The following is a 14,970-nucleotide window of genomic DNA, read 5'->3' on the forward strand; positions in this document are numbered from 1 at the left end:
CCTTCCCCGGCTCATTTTTGATTTGTCATGCGCGTGCTCCTCGTAGAAGACGACGACATGATTGGCGACAGCGTGCGCAAGGGTTTGCGCCACGACGGTTTCGCCATCGATTGGGTGCGCGACGGTGAAGCCGCCGTGCAGGCGGTCATCGCCCCCGGTGCGGCCGGCGCCGATGGTGCCCAACCCGCCGGCACCTCCATGTTCGACCTGATGCTGCTTGACCTCGGCCTGCCCAAGCGCGACGGGCTGGAGGTGGTGCGCGAAGTGCGCCAGCGCGGCATCGCCATCCCCATCCTGATCCTGACTGCGCGCGATGCGGTGGCCGACCGCGTGGCCGGCCTGAATGCGGGGGCGGACGACTACCTCGTCAAGCCGTTCGATCTGCAGGAATTGGCCGCGCGCATGCATGCGCTGCTGCGCCGCCAGGGCGGTCGTGCTGACCCGCTCATGCGCCATGGGGAGGTGTTGCTCAACCCCGTCACGCGCGAGGTGCTGCGCGCAGGCTTGCCGGTCAAGCTGTCGGGGCGCGAGTTTGCTGTGCTGCATGCGCTGCTCGCGCGGCCGGGCAAGGTGTGGTCGATCGCGCAATTGCAGGACAACCTCTACGGCTGGGATGAGGAGGTCGGCAGCAACACGGTGGAGGTCTACATCCACGCGTTGCGCAAGAAGCTGGGCAGCCACTTCATCCAGAACATCCGTGGCGTGGGGTATGTGATCCCGCGCGAGACGCCCGCGTCGCCTGCGGAACCTGCCGACAGCAAAGACCACCAATAGCGCATGCAATCGATTCGAAAAACCCTGCTCTGGTGGCTGGCTGGCGGCCTGCTGGCGGCCATCGTCGTGGCGACCGGCCTGATCTACACCCAGGCGCGCCAGGAAGCCAACGCGCTGTTCGACTACCAGATGCAGCAGGTGGCCGCCGCGTTGCCAAGCCAGTGGATTGACCCGCCACCGCCTGCGCTGGCCGCCATTGCCGGGGACGACGATGTGGTGATCCGCATCTGGGACGATACCGGCCGCAGCCTCTATCTTTCGCACGCGCGTCCTGACCTGCCCGCGCGCGCGGCACTGGGCTTCTCCGATGTGCGCACGCCAGAAGGGCCGTGGCGCGTCTACAGCGTGGCCTATGGGCCGGCGGTCGTGCAGATCGCCCAGCCGTATAGCGCGCGGCACGAGGTAGCCGCCCGCATGGCGCTGCGCACGGTGGCGCCGTTGCTGATCCTGCTGCCGCTGCTGGGTTGGATCGTGTGGCTGGCGGTGGGGCGCGGGTTGGCGCCGCTGGGCTCGGTCGCCAAGCAGGTACAGGCGCGCGACGCTGCAGCGTTGTCGCCGCTACCCACGCAGGGGTTGCCGGATGAAATTCGCCCGCTCACCACAGCGTTGAACGATCTGCTGGCCCGTCTTGGCGCTGCACTCGCACATCAGCGTGCCTTTGTTGCCGATGCGGCGCATGCGTTGCGCACGCCGCTGGCCGCACTCAAGCTGCAGTTGCAGGTGGCCGACCGCGCGCAGGATGAGGACGAACGCCGCGCCGCGCATGCCGATCTGCATCGCGGCGTGGAACGGATGATTCGGCTGGTTGGCCAACTCCTGACGCTCGCGCGGCAGGAGCCGGGCGCGGCGGATACACAGCGCGCGCCGGTTGCGCTCGATGCAGTGGCGGCCGATGTGGTGGCCGAGCTGTCACCGGCGGCCATGCACAAGGGCATTGACCTCGGCGTCGCCATGGAGTCGCAGCCCGCGTCTGTCACCGGCAACGGCGATGCGCTGCGCGTGCTGTTGGTCAATCTCGTCGACAACGCGCTCAACTACTGCCCGCGCGGCGCGCGGGTGGATGTATCGACCAGCCATGCACCTGACGGTGGCGCGCAACTCGTGGTGGAAGACAACGGCCCCGGCATTCCTGCCGAAGAGCGCGAACGCGTGCTCGACCGCTTCTATCGCCCCGCGCAGGCACCGACCGGCGGCAGCGGCCTGGGCTTGGCGATCGTGCGCGAGATTGCACAGGGGCACGACGCCACGCTGGCGCTGGAGGAGCGTGAAGGCGGCGGTTTGCGCGTGGTGCTGCGCTTTCCATTCAAGGCTGCCGCATAGTCGTCACCTCCACAGAAATACTTTGTTGCATGTGACGCCCAAGCATTTAAGTCTTGGTTAAGTCTGCGTGCCTACGATGTTTGCAACCGATGGGCACGACAGGCGACCTTGTCAGTCGTGGCCCACGTTCCAAGCAAGAGAGGACACGACAATGACGCGTCAAACCCTGACACGCAGCGCAGCTGGCCTGGCCGCCGTGATGGCCGTTGCAGGCGGTTATGCCTATCTGCAGAAAGACATGATCTCGCACGCGGTGGCGGCCCCCTTGGCGCCCGTGGCTGCGCAGGCTGCAGTCAATGCGCCGATGGCCGTGGCCGCGCCGATGGACTTCTCCGGCATCGTCGAGCGTTATGGCCCCGCCGTGGTCAACATCAGCACCACCGCGCATGCGCAACGCACCAGCATGCAAGGCTTGCCGCCCGGCATGAGCCCGGACGATCCGTTTGCCGAGTTCTTCAAGCGTTTCATGCCGCAGGCGCCGCAGCAGCGCGGCGACCAGATCGTGCGTGGGCTTGGCTCGGGCTTCATCGTCTCGGCTGACGGGCTGATCCTGACCAACGCCCACGTGGTGGATGGCGCGCAGGAAGTCAACGTCAAGCTGACCGATCGCCGCGAGTTCAAGGCCAAGGTGCTGGGCGTGGACAAGCAATCCGATGTGGCTGTGCTGCGTATCTCGGCCAACAACCTGCCCGTGGTACAGATCGGCAACCCGGCCAACACCAAGGTGGGTGAGCCGGTGGCGGCCATCGGCTCGCCGTATGGTTTCGATAACACCGTCACGGCGGGCATTGTGAGCGCCAAGTCGCGCTCACTGCCGGACGATACGTATGTGCCCTTCATCCAGACCGATGTGGCCGTGAACCCCGGCAACTCGGGCGGCCCGCTGTTCAATGTGCGCGGCGAGGTGATCGGCATCAACTCGCAGATCTACAGCCAGACCGGCGGCTACCAGGGCCTGTCGTTTGCCATCCCGATTGATGTGGCGATGAAGGTGGAGCAGCAGCTCGTGTCCACCGGCAAGGTCACACGCGGCCGTCTGGGCATTGCGGTGCAGGAGGTCGACCAGTCGTTGGCCGATTCCTTCAAGCTGCCCAAGCCCGAAGGCGCACTGGTCAACTCGGTCGAGAAGGACGGCCCCGCCGCCAAGGCGGGCCTGCAGGCCGGTGACGTGATCCTGCAGATCAACGGCGCGCGCATCGACCACTCGGGCGACCTGCCGGAACAGGTGGCCGAGATCAAGCCGGGCACGACGGTGCCGATGCAGATCATTCGCCAGGGCAAGCCGACCACGCTGTCGGTCACCGTGGGTGCATCCAAGGATGCGAAGGTGGCGTCCAACGCAAAGGCGGCCCCCGACCAAGGCCGCCTGGGCTTGGCGGTGCGTCCGCTGCAACCGGAAGAGAAGCGTCAGAGCGGCCTGCCAGGTGGGCTGGTGGTGATGGATGCGACCGGCCCCGCGGCCAAGGTCGGCATCCAGCCGGGTGACGTGATCCTGTCGCTCAACGGTACGCCGGTGTCGTCGGCGCAGGAGCTGCGCACACTGGTGGATCGCGCCGGCAAGCATGTCGCGCTGCTGGTGCAGCGGGATGACACGAAGATCTTTGTGCCGCTTGATCTCGGCTGACGCGGGTTGAGGCCTGTGTCGCAGATGGCCGGTCCTTTGGGGCCGGCCATTCTTGTTTACCGCGCAAGACTCGGCGCCACCCCTGTCCATCGCTTATAGGCCTGCGAGAACGATGACAGATCGCTGAACCCCAGTACCTGGGCAATCTCCTTCATGGACAGGCGCCCCTCCGCAATCAACGCCTGGGCCTTTGCCTTGCGCACGGTGTTCGAGATGTCCCGGAAGCTGGCGCCTTCTTCCTGCAGCCTGCGCTTGAGCGTGCGCTCGCTGGTGTTGAGCAGGGTGGCGATGTCCTTCAACTGCGGCGGGCCATCGAACGTGTGCGTGGTCAGGTATTCCTGCAGGAAGGACACCATGTCCAGGCGAGTGCGCCGGCGCGCAAGCAGCTCTGCACACATGCGCTCGCACATCGCCGCCGTAACGGCATTTGCCTGCGGCAATGGTTGCTCAAGGAAGGCATGCTCGAAAGTGAGCGTGTTGGCGCGCTGGTTGTACCGGACTTTGGCGCCAAGCACGTTGTTCTTTCCACCAGGTTCCTCGGCGTAAGCCAGGTCAAACGCGGCGAGTGCGAATTCGCCGCCGATCACGTCGCGCGTGACACGGCACGTGGCGCCCATGGCCCGCTCAACGAAGAAGCGCTGCAGATCTGCCGGCAGTTCGGGTGACGGCGCGAAGGTGATCACGTCGTGCCGCCCTGCGCGGCGATGCGTCATCCCAACATAGGTGAACGTCAGCGCCAGATAGCGGCGCGCGAGTGACATGGCCATCATGCCCGTCGCGCTGCTCAGCAATCCATAGCCCAGCAGCCCATACGCCGAGAGGTGGTAGGACAAGCCGACCTTCAGGCCCAGGCCAGCTTCGTGCCGGGTCAGCTTGCGCAGGTTGGACGCGACCGTCAGTTCCTGTGCAGCCAGCACCGTGAAGTCGGGATCAGCGAGTTGCTTCTGGGTGAGCTGCGAGCCTTTGAGCAAGGCCGCCGGCGCGATCTTGCGGCCGCGACCGTACTCGAGCATGAGCAAAACGGAAGCCGGACTGCGTGCAACGTTCCAGACATTCATGGGGTACCTCGCCATGGGGGTTGGCCCAGATTCTAAAGCGGTTGGCCCGCCCCAACATCGACCGCGTTGACGTGTCCGACCAAGATGGGGCATCGCAACGCGCACCGCAACGTCACCATGAACCCCGCCCCTCTTGTTAGCCGAGTGCGAGCGCTATTGCTCGCCCTTGGGCTGTCGAGCGCATTGATCGCGCCCATTCATGCCGAAGAAGCCTATCCGCCTAACCCACCTGAGACACCCGCCATGCCCAAGACCTATGCAGACCAGCCTGTCTGGCGCGAGATGCAGCAATTCCTTCCGCCCGAGTTCCAGTGGAGCGCGGGGCAACAACCACAGGAAGAATGGTGGAGCTGGAATGGCCACCGCCTGCATCTCGATACGTATCGCAACCCGCGGGCGAAGGTGAAGATCATCCTGTTCCACGGTGTGGGTACGAACGGGCGGCAGATGTCGATGATCCTGGGCGAGCCGCTGGCGCGGCGCGGCTACGAGACGATTGCCGTGGACATGCCGGAGTACGGCATGACGGAAGTGGCCAAGGGTGCGCTGGTCCGCTATGACGATTGGGTGCGCGCCGGCAGTGACCTGATCGACGCCGAACTGGCAAAGGATGACCGCCCGATCGTCCTGTACGGGCTGAGCGCAGGTGGCATGCTCACGTACCACGTGGCGGCACTGAACAAGAAGGTGAAGGGCATCGTCGGCATGACCTTTCTTGACCAGCGCCTGCAGCAGGTGCGCGACGAGACCGCCCTTAACCGGTTCATGAGCCGCGTGGGCGGCCCGTTGTTGAACCTCTCCGCCAGGACGCCGTTGAAGGTCATGCGTATGCCGATGACGCTGGCCAGCCAGATGTCTGCGCTGGTCAACAACGATGCCGCCCTGAAGGTCTGGCTGTCTGACAAGCGCTCCGCAGGCAATGCGATGACGATGGCCTTTCTCAGCAGCTATATGTCCTATCAGCCGGTGACGGAGCCGGAGGATTTCGACGTCTGCCCGATCCTGCTGACCCAACCGGCTGCGGACCGATGGACCCCCTTGCACCTGAGCGAGCCGTTCCTCAACCGCATCCAGAAGGTGCCGGTGAAGGTCGTCATGCTGGAGAACGCGGGGCACTATCCGCTTGAGCAACCAGGGCTGTCGCAGATGGTGGAGGCCATCGATGCGTTCTACCGTGCAAGCGTGGGTCTGGAGTCGGCGCAGGTCAGTGCAGCACCTTGAGCAGAAGCGTCGCGCAAACAATCATCGCGGCTCCGCCGATGCGCGTTGAAATCTGCGCGAACGGCATCAAGCCCATGCGGTTGGACGCCGACAGAATGGCCACATCACCCGTGCCACCAAGCCCGCTGTGGCACGCGGTAACGATGCCCGATTCCACTGGATACATCCCCAGCCATTTGCCGACGAAGAAGCCCGAGCCGACGAGCGCCAGCACCGTGGCCGCGCAGATTGCGAAGTAGCCCGGCGTGAAGGCCGCCACCAGCTCCTTCCACGACACGAACAGCGCGCCCAGGCCGACCAAGATGGCGAAGGTCAGGTTGGTCGAGACGAACCGGTACATCTGGTAGGCGCCCAGTTCCATCTTTTGCGGCAGCACCTTGGACACCTTCAGCAGCGCCGCGCTGATGATCATCAGGATCGGCCCCGGAATGCCTGTGAACTGCGAGAGCAGCGCCCCGAAGATGAAGAACGCGCAACTGATCATCAGGCCGGCGCCCATGAGGCTCAGGTTGATGGGCACGTCGGTGTGGCTGTTGCTGAGCAGGTCGGCATCGTTGCCGGATTTGACCAGATCGCCATTGCCGCTGAGGTGCGGTCGCCTCTCGCCCAGTGTCTTGAGCACACCGCTTGCCAGGATGGCGACCACGTTGCCGAGCAGCGCGGCCGGCACCAGCATGGCGATCAGCTCTGCCTGCGGCCGGCCCAGGATTTCCGAATAGCCGATCGACAGCGGCAGGATGCCCTCACCAATGCCGCCCCCCACGATGGGAATGACGATGAAGAAGAACGTGTGCTTTGGGTCATAGCCGAAGAACAGCCCGACCGTGATACCCGCCGCGATGGCCGCCAGCGTGCCCACCAGCAGCGGGATGAACATGCGCGCGAACCCCTGCACCAGCACCCGGTGGCTCATGCCTAGGATGCTGCCGGCCACCAGACAGGCGATGTACAGATACTGCAGGTTGGCCGTCTTCATGGTGGTGGTGATGGCCTTTAGCATCTCGGGGTCGATCGCTTTGTAGCCGACCAGCGCTGACGGTACGAACAGGCACAGGATGGCCGCGCCGCCAATGTGCTTGAAGACAGGCAATCGGGCGCCGATCTCGCCCAGCAGGAAGCCGAGCAGCATCAGCACCGCAAAGCCGCCGATCATGTCATTGGGCAGTTTCTTGTTGAGCGCCGCCAATACGGTGATGACGGCGATCGTCACATACACGGGAAGCGGCAGCGGCCCGATCTTGTAGTCGACGAGCGTGCGCCATAGGCTGGCACGCGCGGTCTGCACCTGGATGGATGCTTCCATGGTTGTCTCCTGGTTGGACGCACGGCGCGCCTCGTCTTGAGCGAGGTGGTGGAGCGCCGGCGCTGTCTGTGTGTGTTGAAGAACCTGCGGGCTAGCCTCAGAGGCTGCTGCCCGGCGTCATTGCGGCAAGGCGTGCGCGCGTGGTGGCGGCAACATCGCGCAGCCAGGGGCGCGTTTTCCAGTGCGCTTGCTGGAAGGTGTTGATCTCGCCCCAGCGCGCCAGCGTGGCGCCGATCATGTCCAGGCCGTGCAGGAACATGTGGCGATGGCGTTCAGACAACGAGAACGTCGCCTCGACGCTGTGGCTGCGCACGATCATCGTTTCGACGTCGATGGCGATGTGGCTGGTGGCCGTGTTGGACGCGTCGGCCAGGATGCGCTCGACCGTTGCCGGGTCGAGCATCACCAGCAGCAGACGGTTGTTCATCGCGTTGCTGTAGAAAATCTCGCCAAAGCTCGGCGCGATGACGGCCCGGATGCCGAACTGCTGCAGGCCCCACACGGCGTGCTCACGGCTGGAGCCGCAGCCGAAGTTGCTGCCGCCCACCAGGATGGATGCGCCTTCATACGCTGGCTGGTTTAGGACGAACGCGCTGCGCGGCTGGTGATTGGCGTCGTAGCGCAGGTCGTAGAGCAGGCCCTTGTCGAGACCGGATTTGTCGATGCCGCGCAGGAACTGCTTGGGCATGATCTGATCGGTGTCGAGGTTGGGTGTCGGCAGCGGCGCGGCGATGCCTTCAATGCGTTGGGTGTCAGACATGGGCAGCCTCGGCGTGTTGTGCTTGCAGTTGGCGGACGTCGGTGATGCAGCCGGTGATGGCGGCGGCGGCGGCCATGGCGGGGCTCATCAGGTGCGTGATGCCGCCGCGCCCCTGGCGCCCTTCGAAGTTGCGGTTGGTGGTGGACGCACAGCGCTCGCCGGGGGCGAGAAAGTCGTCGTTCATGGCCAGGCACATCGAGCAGCCTGGCTGACGCCATTCAAAACCGCTGGCCTGGAGCACGTCGGCAATGCCTTCCTGCTCGGCTTGGCGGCGTACCGCACCCGAGCCCGGCACGACCATGGCGCGCACACCGGGTGCCACCTTGCGGCCCTTGACGATGGCGGCGACCGCACGCAGGTCTTCAATGCGCGCGTTCGTGCACGAGCCAATGAACACCCGCTGCACGGGCACGCCTGCGATGGCAGTACCGGCTTGCAGACCCGTGTAGCGCAACGCCTGAGCGGAGGCCGCATCCGGCTGCGGGATCATTCCCGTCACGGGGATTGCCTGATCGGGGCTCGTGCCCCACGTCACATACGGTGCAACGTCGCGTGCGTCGAAGCGGTGTTCGGCATCGAACCGCGCATCGGCATCGCTGAACAACTGGCGCCAGTCAGCAAGCGCAGCACTGGCGTGCGTGTGCGCCACGTCGCGCGCATGTTCGAGCACGTAACGCGTGGCCTTGGCGTCTGGCGCAATCAGCGCGCCGCGCGCACCGGCTTCCACGGCCATGTTGCACAGGGTCATGCGCGCTTCCATGGAGAGCGCCGCGATGGCGCTGCCTGTGAACTCGACCACGTAACCACGTGCACCCTGCGCACCGATGCGGCTGATGATGTTCAGGATCAGGTCTTTGGCGGTGGTGCCGATGGGCAGCTCGCCGTCCACACGGATGCGCATGTCTTGCGCCAGCCGGTAGACCAGGGTTTGCGTGGCCAGCACGTGTTCGACTTCCGATGTGCCGATGCCGAACCCCAGCGCGCCAAATGCGCCGTAGGTGGTCGTGTGGCTGTCTCCGCAGAGCACCACCATGCCCGGGCGGATCATGCCCAGCTCCGGCGCGATCACGTGTTCGATGCCCTGCAGGGCGTCGTTCGTGTCGAACAGCACGATGCCGTGTTCGCTGCAGTTCTTCGCCAGGTTGGATGCCTGCAGCGCAGAGGCCGGGTCCTGGATGACGCGCACGCGCACCGGGTGCGTGGGGATGATGTGGTCGACCACGGCCATCTGCTGGCCCGGCACGGCGACTGCGCGGCCGGCTTCTGCCAGGCCCGCAAAGGCCTGCGGGCTGGTGTACTCGTTCATGATGTGCAGGTCTGCGTAGAGCAGCACGTTTTGCGCATCGAGCTGGGCAATGGTGTGTGACTCCACCAGCTTTTGATACAACGTCTTTGCCATGCTTCCTCCAAGTCGGGTGGCCGGCCGGTTGTACCTATCAGGCCCGGACCACTGGCGAACTGGAGTGTAGATATGCAGAAGAGTTTTATAATTGGCCGGTAACTTTATCTATTCTTCATTTCAATTGAATAATGGATCGCGTATCGGATCTGGAGTTTTTCACCCAGCTGGTCAAGCAGGGCTCGCTGGCGGCACTGGCGCGCGAGCTGGGCGTGACGCCGCCGGCCATCACCGCGCGCCTGGCGCAGTTGGAGAAGCGGCTGGGCGTGCGGCTGCTCAACCGCACCACGCGCCGGCTGAGCGTCACCCACGAAGGGGAGATCTATCTGGCCACCGGCGCGCGGTTGCTTGAAGAACTGCAGGAGCTGGAGCAGACCGTCTCCAGCAGCCGGGGCACCCCCAAGGGGTTGCTGCGGGTGAATGCGACGTTTGGGTTCGGGCGCCGGCATATCGCGCCGGCTGTGGTGGAGTTTGCGCGGCGCTATCCCGAGGTGGAGCTGCAGCTTGAGCTGACGGACCGCTCCGTCAATCTGGCTGACAAGGCGTTCGACATCGGCATCTGGTTTGGCACGGTGCCGGACTCGCGCATGGTGGCGCGCAAGATTGTCAGCAACCGCCGGCTGCTGTGCGCGTCGCCCGCGTACTTGCAACGCGCGGGCGTGCCGCAGGTGCCGCGCGATCTGCAATCGCACCAGTGCATCGTGCTGCGCGAGAGCGATGCGGCTTACGGTACGTGGTACTTCACGCGTGCGAGCAAACAGGAGACCGTCAAGGTGCGCGGCGTGCTCAGCACCAACGATGGCGAAACCGGTGTGGTGTGGGCGCTGGCCGGCTATGGAATCCTGATGCGCTCCGAATGGGATATCCACGAACACGTGCGCGCGGGGCGCCTGGTGCCCGTGTTGGCCGACTGGGCATTGCCTGCAGCTGACGTCTATGCGGTGTATCCGGAGCGCGCCAACCTGTCGGCCAAGGTGAGCGCGTTCATCGACTTTCTGACGGACTGGTTTGGGCAAGAGGCGGCGTGGGTGGAAGCTCGCCGCCGCCCGTGATGTGAGCTTTCGCGTTAAGCGAGTTTCCGTGCGCCTTGCACGTGCTCCGCTTCCAGATACATCTGCAGCACGGCATCGCGCTTTTCCAGCAAGTGCTGGCGCAGGATGCCCGACAGTGCCTTGCCGTCGCGGGCTTCCAACGCCTTGATCATCTCTTCGTGATCGTGCACAGCGCGGTCCCACTTGTCGCCGAGCTGATTTGAGCGAAACCGCATCGCCATGACCCGGCGGTTGATCGACAGATATGTGTTGCGCAGCACCGAGTTGCGTGCGGCCTCGTTGATGCGGTTGTGGATTTCCTGGTTGCGGCTGTAGTAACCAGGTAGATCGTTCTGCACGCGGCACGCCAGCATCGCGTAGTGCAGCGCCTTGATCTCGGCCAGTTCCACGGGCGTGATGCGCTCGCAAGCCAACTCGCCAGAAAACGCCTCCAGCCCCGACATCAGCTCGAACGTCTCGCGGATCTCCGATTCGCTCATGCGGTAGACACTCGCGCCGCGGTTGGGCGACAGCACGAGCAGCCCCTCCGCAGCCAGCACCTTGAATGCCTCGCGCAGCGGCGTGCGCGAGATGCCCAGCGTCTCGCACAACTCGCGCTCGTTCAGGCGCATGCCCGGCGCCAGCACGCCTTCCACGATGAACTTGCGCAGGTGCTCGACCACCGTGTCGTGCAGGCGCTGGCGCTCCAGCCGGGGCAGCGCCGGGGCACTGCTGCTCACACCCACATCTTCTGAATCTTGCATGCAAAGTCCTTTCTTCTTGCTTGCGGTGATTCTACTGCAACTTGCTTCCGGCGCATATTGCACTGCAAACATCGGGTAAACACCGGCATTTTCGGCAAATTCTTAGCTTGGAATCCGTCGGCTCACTCTGCTAAAGTATTTTGCATGCAAAATTCAAGATTCAACCACGGAGACAAGACAGCGATGTTGCAACTCGATTTCCATCCCGCCGGCCGCCACTTCCTGCAGATTCCGGGGCCGAGCCCGGTGCCCGATCGCATCCTGCGGGCCATGAGCTACCCGACCATCGACCATCGCGGCCCGGAGTTCGGTGCGCTGGGCCGCAAGGTGCTGGCCGACATCAAGAAGATCTTCAAGACCGAGCAGCCGGTGATCATCTATCCGGCGTCGGGCACGGGCGCGTGGGAAGCCGCGCTCACCAATACGTTGAGCCCCGGCGATACGGTGCTGATGTATGAGACCGGCCACTTCGCCACGCTGTGGAAGAAGATGGCCGAGGCGCTGGGTTTGAAGCCCGAGTTCATCGGCTTGCCGGGTGTCGAGGGCTGGCGGCGCGGCGTGCAGGCCGACATGATCGAAGCGCGCCTGCGTGCGGATACCGCGCACACCATCAAGGCCGTTTGCGTGGTGCACAACGAAACGTCGACGGGCGTGACGTCCAACATCGCGGCCGTGCGCCGGGCCATTGATGCGGCGGGCCACCCGGCGCTGCTGCTGGTCGACACCATCTCGGGTCTGGCCTCCGCCGACTACCGCCACGACGAGTGGGGCGTGGACGTGACCGTGTCCGGTTCGCAGAAGGGGTTGATGCTGCCGCCGGGCATCAGCTTCAACGCGCTGTCGGCCAAGGCCATCGCGGCCAGCAAGCATGCCAAGCTGCCGCGCGCGTTCTGGGGCTGGGAAGAGATCATCGAAGCCAACAAGAATGGCTACTGGCCGTACACGCCCAATACCAACCTGCTGTATGGCCTGTCGGAAGCGCTCGACATGATCCTGGGCGAGGGGCTCGACAACGTGTTCGCGCGCCATGCGCGACTGGCGGAAGCCACGCGCCGCGCCGTGCGCGCGTGGGGCCTGCAGATCCAGTGTGCGGACCCGGCGGTCTACAGCCCCGTGCTGACCGGCGTGATGATGCCCGAGGGCGTGGATGCCGATGCCGTGCGCAAGATCATCTACGAGCGCTTCGACATGTCGCTGGGGCAGGCGCTGGGCAAGATTCGCGGGACGATGTTCCGCATCGGCCACCTGGGCGACTGCAACGACCTCACGCTCATGGCCACGCTCACCGGCTGCGAGATGGGCCTGAAGCTGGCCGGCGTGCCGGTAGCCGCCAGCGGCGTGGTGGCAGCGATGGAGTACCTGGCCTCGCACACGCACACGCACACGCCCGCGTTGCGCGCGGCGGCCTGAGCGCACTCCCAACCCGAGGGCGCTGACCGATAAGCGGCGCCCTCCTAACTGACGCACCCCTTCAGCAGACAGCGATGGCTGCGCCGTACGACTGAGTCGGCGCGCGGCCAGGGCGGCGTGCGCCCCGCCCGATTGCTCAGCAACCAATTAGCCGGACAAAGAGCCGGCCTCTGCTGCAGGCCGACCACCCAAGGAGACAAAACATGAAGCTGTTCCGAGCGACCAATGTCGTGTTGGTCATGCTATGCGTGATGTATTTCGTCACCTACCTCGACCGCGTGAACGTGAGTACCGCAGCCGCGGGCTTTGGCAACGAGTTCGGGTTGAACAAGACGGAGATCGGGCTGGTGTTCTCCGCGTTTGCGTACCCGTATCTCGTGTTTCAAATCATCGGCGGCTGGGTGAGCGACCGCTTTGGCGCGCGCCGCACGTTGCTGGTGTGCGGCGTGCTGTGGGCCATCGCCACGTTGCTCACCGGCATGGCCGGCGGGTTGATCTCGCTGCTGGCTGCGCGCCTGCTGCTGGGCCTGGGCGAAGGCGCGACCTTCCCGGCGGCCACGGCGGCCATGTCGCGCTGGGTGGCGCGCGAGAAGCGCGGCTTCGCGCAGGGCATCACCCATGCGTTCGCCCGCATCGGCAATGCCGTCGCCCCGGCAGCCGTGGTGGCCATCATGGCTGTGTATGGCTGGCGTGAGTCGTTCTACATCTGCGGTGTCATCAGCCTGGTCTGGGTGGCGCTGTGGGCGCTGGTCTATACCGAGCACCCGAAAGACCACCCGCGCATCACGCAGCAAGAACTCGACATGCTGCCCGCGCCCAAGCAGAAGCCCACCAGCGTGCCGTGGGGTCCGTTGTTCAAGCGCATGGCACCCGTGACGGTGGTCTATTTCTGCTACGGCTGGACGCTGTGGCTGTTCCTGAGCTGGATCCCGCAGTACTTCCTGCACAGCTACTCGCTGGACCTGAAGAAATCTGCCGTGTTCGCTTCGGCCGTGTTCTTTGCGGGTGTGATTGGCGACACGCTGGGCGGCATCGTGACCGACAAGATCTACGCCCGCACCGGCAGCCTCAAGCGCGCCCGCAGCTGGATGGTGGCGGTGTGCATGCTGCTGACGATGCTGTCACTCCTGCCGCTGCTGTTCATGCATGACCTGTATGTGTCGATGGCGTGCCTGGCGGCAGGCTTCTTCTTTGCCGAGATGACGATCGGGCCGATGTGGGCCGTGCCGATGGACATCGCGCCGGAGCACTCGGGCACCGCCAGCGGCATGATGAACTCGGGTTCCGCGCTGGCGGCCATCCTGTCGCCGGTCATTTCCGGCTACGTGATCGACCGCTTCGGCAGTTGGGAGCTGCCCTTCATCGGCAGCATGGTGCTGATGGGCCTGGGTGTGGTGCTGGCCTTCCGCATGCAGCCGGAGAGCCGCTTCGCCAATACTACCGCTACGCCGGTGGCCACCGAACGTTCACCGGCCTGATGCCTGCAGTCAAACGGGGCGCCGCCGCGGTGGCGCCCGCCTTCCTACGTCTTCCCCATGATTGAAACCTCTACTGAGACCCTGGCCGAACGCCTTGCGGCCGGCTGGCAGAGCGGCATTGCATTTGCCGAGCTGCCGCATGCACTCATTCCCACCAGCGCAGAGGCAGCGTATGCCGCGCAAGCACAGTTGCTGATTGCGCACGGCACTTCCATCGGTGCGTGGAAGGTCGGCGCCAAGGGGCCGGATGCGCCCATCCAGGGTTCGCCGCTGCCGCAGAGTGGTTTGCACTTTCACGGCGCCACGTTGCCGCAGCATGCGTTTCGCCCACTGGGGCTGGAGCTGGAAATCGCGTTCTGCTTTGGCCGCGCATTCGCCGCACGTGCCCAGGCGTATGACGATGCCGAGGTGCTCGACGGCATCGCCTACATGGCCGCCGCCGTGGAGATCGTCACCAGCCGCTTCCACGAATGGCCAGCGGTTGACCGCTTCGCGCAGCTTGCCGATCTGCAGAACCACGGCGCGCTGGTGATGGGCGAGGTGGTGGCGTACCGCGCGGATTTTCCATTCGTGGCACCCAGCCTCTCATTCACCGTGAACAGCCGCAGCGTGGTTGACGGCACGCCGGCCAATCCGGCGGGGGACCCACGACGGTTGCTGCCCTGGCTCGTCAATCACGCCACGCAGCGTGGGATGACGTTGCCGTCCGGCACGCTCGTCACCACCGGTTCGTACACGGGCATGCATTTCCCGGACACCGCAACCGGCCCGAACGCCGTGCTCGGTCGTATCGACGGCCTGCCGCCTGTGGGCTTCACGCTCGCCTGA

The 14,970-nt window shown here is 64.9% G+C and carries 13 protein-coding genes; 8 read left to right on the forward strand and 5 right to left on the reverse strand.

Translation table 11 applies throughout. The features are described 5' to 3' along the window. Nucleotides 1–27: 27 nt before the first annotated feature. The 3 genes from PI87_RS05240 (at nucleotide 28) to PI87_RS05250 (ending at nucleotide 3,718) form a co-directional block, all read left to right on the forward strand. The gene (locus PI87_RS05240) at nucleotides 28–774 is read left to right on the forward strand and encodes a response regulator transcription factor (protein ID WP_039596631.1); all 747 of its coding nucleotides are present in this window, start codon (nucleotides 28–30) and stop codon (nucleotides 772–774) included. Between the two features lie 3 nt (nucleotides 775–777). Continuing rightward, entirely contained in the window at nucleotides 778–2,094 is a 1,317-nt protein-coding gene (locus PI87_RS05245; protein ID WP_039596632.1) for a sensor histidine kinase, read from the forward strand. Between the two features lie 151 nt (nucleotides 2,095–2,245). Next, nucleotides 2,246–3,718, forward strand: coding sequence for a DegQ family serine endoprotease (locus tag PI87_RS05250; protein WP_039596633.1), 1,473 nt, complete (start codon nucleotides 2,246–2,248; stop codon nucleotides 3,716–3,718). A 56-nt stretch (nucleotides 3,719–3,774) separates the two neighbouring features. Here PI87_RS05250 and PI87_RS05255 read toward each other — a convergent pair whose 3' ends face one another. Next, nucleotides 3,775–4,776: an AraC family transcriptional regulator gene (locus PI87_RS05255; protein WP_039596634.1), complete on the reverse strand. Its 1,002-nt coding sequence runs from the start codon at nucleotides 4,774–4,776 to the stop codon at nucleotides 3,775–3,777. A gap of 117 nt (nucleotides 4,777–4,893) precedes the next feature. Here PI87_RS05255 and PI87_RS05260 point away from each other — a divergent pair, with 117 nt between their 5' ends. Beyond that, complete coding sequence (locus tag PI87_RS05260; RefSeq protein WP_157003081.1) at nucleotides 4,894–5,997, forward strand: alpha/beta hydrolase; 1,104 nt, start codon at nucleotides 4,894–4,896, stop codon at nucleotides 5,995–5,997. On the opposite strand, the gene PI87_RS05265 is transcribed toward PI87_RS05260, so the two are convergent. From PI87_RS05265 to leuC, 3 genes are all read right to left on the reverse strand, one after another. Beyond that, nucleotides 5,981–7,300, reverse strand: a complete 1,320-nt coding sequence (locus PI87_RS05265) for a 2-hydroxycarboxylate transporter family protein (protein WP_039596636.1) — start codon at nucleotides 7,298–7,300, stop codon at nucleotides 5,981–5,983. The two genes, PI87_RS05260 and PI87_RS05265, sit on opposite strands and share 17 nt — an antisense overlap. 97 nt (nucleotides 7,301–7,397) lie before the next feature. Beyond that, on the reverse strand, nucleotides 7,398–8,060 hold the full coding sequence (gene leuD / locus PI87_RS05270) for a 3-isopropylmalate dehydratase small subunit (RefSeq protein WP_039596637.1): 663 nt from the start codon (nucleotides 8,058–8,060) through the stop codon (nucleotides 7,398–7,400). Continuing rightward, on the reverse strand, nucleotides 8,053–9,459 hold the full coding sequence (gene leuC / locus PI87_RS05275; protein ID WP_039596638.1) for a 3-isopropylmalate dehydratase large subunit: 1,407 nt from the start codon (nucleotides 9,457–9,459) through the stop codon (nucleotides 8,053–8,055). The genes leuD and leuC overlap by 8 nt, the downstream gene beginning before the upstream one ends. A 131-nt stretch (nucleotides 9,460–9,590) precedes the next feature. On the opposite strand from leuC, the gene PI87_RS05280 reads away from it, so the two are divergent. Continuing rightward, a complete protein-coding gene (locus PI87_RS05280) occupies nucleotides 9,591–10,511 on the forward strand; it encodes a LysR family transcriptional regulator (RefSeq protein WP_039596639.1) in 921 nt (306 codons plus the stop codon). A gap of 14 nt (nucleotides 10,512–10,525) precedes the next feature. On the opposite strand, the gene PI87_RS05285 is transcribed toward PI87_RS05280, so the two are convergent. Beyond that, nucleotides 10,526–11,254, reverse strand: a complete 729-nt coding sequence (locus PI87_RS05285; protein WP_039596640.1) for a GntR family transcriptional regulator — start codon at nucleotides 11,252–11,254, stop codon at nucleotides 10,526–10,528. A gap of 183 nt (nucleotides 11,255–11,437) precedes the next feature. On the opposite strand from PI87_RS05285, the gene PI87_RS05290 reads away from it, so the two are divergent. The 3 genes from PI87_RS05290 to PI87_RS05300 all read left to right on the forward strand — a co-directional run bounded on the left by PI87_RS05290 (nucleotide 11,438) and on the right by PI87_RS05300 (nucleotide 14,970). Beyond that, on the forward strand, nucleotides 11,438–12,664 hold the full coding sequence (locus PI87_RS05290) for a pyridoxal-phosphate-dependent aminotransferase family protein (protein ID WP_039596641.1): 1,227 nt from the start codon (nucleotides 11,438–11,440) through the stop codon (nucleotides 12,662–12,664). A gap of 203 nt (nucleotides 12,665–12,867) precedes the next feature. Continuing rightward, the gene (locus tag PI87_RS05295; protein ID WP_039596642.1) at nucleotides 12,868–14,142 is read left to right on the forward strand and encodes an MFS transporter; all 1,275 of its coding nucleotides are present in this window, start codon (nucleotides 12,868–12,870) and stop codon (nucleotides 14,140–14,142) included. A 57-nt stretch (nucleotides 14,143–14,199) separates the two neighbouring features. Beyond that, complete coding sequence (locus tag PI87_RS05300; RefSeq protein WP_039596643.1) at nucleotides 14,200–14,970, forward strand: fumarylacetoacetate hydrolase family protein; 771 nt, start codon at nucleotides 14,200–14,202, stop codon at nucleotides 14,968–14,970.

The organism is Ralstonia sp. A12, assembly GCF_000801955.1.
In the GTDB taxonomy this organism is placed as follows: Bacteria; Pseudomonadota; Gammaproteobacteria; order Burkholderiales; family Burkholderiaceae; genus Ralstonia.

Coding starts and splice junctions, on each gene's coding strand:
- PI87_RS05240 (WP_039596631.1), top strand. CDS start 28: ATGCGCGTGCTCCTCGTAGAAGACGACGACATGATTGGCGACAGCGTG.
- PI87_RS05245 (WP_039596632.1), top strand. CDS start 778: ATGCAATCGATTCGAAAAACCCTGCTCTGGTGGCTGGCTGGCGGCCTG.
- PI87_RS05250 (WP_039596633.1), top strand. CDS start 2,246: ATGACGCGTCAAACCCTGACACGCAGCGCAGCTGGCCTGGCCGCCGTG.
- PI87_RS05255 (WP_039596634.1), bottom strand. CDS start 4,776: ATGAATGTCTGGAACGTTGCACGCAGTCCGGCTTCCGTTTTGCTCATG.
- PI87_RS05260 (WP_157003081.1), top strand. CDS start 4,894: ATGAACCCCGCCCCTCTTGTTAGCCGAGTGCGAGCGCTATTGCTCGCC.
- PI87_RS05265 (WP_039596636.1), bottom strand. CDS start 7,300: ATGGAAGCATCCATCCAGGTGCAGACCGCGCGTGCCAGCCTATGGCGC.
- leuD (WP_039596637.1), bottom strand. CDS start 8,060: ATGTCTGACACCCAACGCATTGAAGGCATCGCCGCGCCGCTGCCGACA.
- leuC (WP_039596638.1), bottom strand. CDS start 9,459: ATGGCAAAGACGTTGTATCAAAAGCTGGTGGAGTCACACACCATTGCC.
- PI87_RS05280 (WP_039596639.1), top strand. CDS start 9,591: ATGGATCGCGTATCGGATCTGGAGTTTTTCACCCAGCTGGTCAAGCAG.
- PI87_RS05285 (WP_039596640.1), bottom strand. CDS start 11,254: ATGCAAGATTCAGAAGATGTGGGTGTGAGCAGCAGTGCCCCGGCGCTG.
- PI87_RS05290 (WP_039596641.1), top strand. CDS start 11,438: ATGTTGCAACTCGATTTCCATCCCGCCGGCCGCCACTTCCTGCAGATT.
- PI87_RS05295 (WP_039596642.1), top strand. CDS start 12,868: ATGAAGCTGTTCCGAGCGACCAATGTCGTGTTGGTCATGCTATGCGTG.
- PI87_RS05300 (WP_039596643.1), top strand. CDS start 14,200: ATGATTGAAACCTCTACTGAGACCCTGGCCGAACGCCTTGCGGCCGGC.